This window comes from Bacillus sp. AFS031507 (genome assembly GCF_002584635.1).
In the GTDB taxonomy this organism is placed as follows: Bacteria; Bacillota; Bacilli; order Bacillales; family Cytobacillaceae; genus Neobacillus.
This window is the reverse complement of sequence record NZ_NUOW01000097.1, coordinates 1-262: the sequence shown is the minus strand read 5'-3', so window position 1 is coordinate 262 and position 262 is coordinate 1. Positions and strand designations below refer to the sequence as shown.

Below are 262 nucleotides of genomic sequence, written 5' to 3'. Positions count from 1 at the left end.
GCTTTATCGTTTTTACGAGGACGATTCCCTCGACTCGCCATATAAGCTCAAACTATCCCTGTCGATACCATGACATCCCCATAATATAATGGCAGAGAAGAAGGGATTTGAACCCTCGCACCGGTTACCCGACCTACACCCTTAGCAGGGGCGCCTTTTCAGCCACTTGAGTACTTCTCTGTAATAAAAGCTTACGCGTTAGTTCCGTTAAGAACTTACAAGAGAAATATATCATGTCTGCCAAATGGATGATAGCTGTAAA

The 262-nt window shown here is 44.3% G+C and carries 1 tRNA gene; it reads right to left on the bottom strand.

Going from position 1 to position 262, the window contains the following annotated elements:
* Nucleotides 1-89: 89 nt before the first annotated feature.
* A tRNA-Ser gene (locus COE25_RS29960) sits at nt 90-180 on the bottom strand.
* Nucleotides 181-262 lie beyond the last annotated feature (82 nt).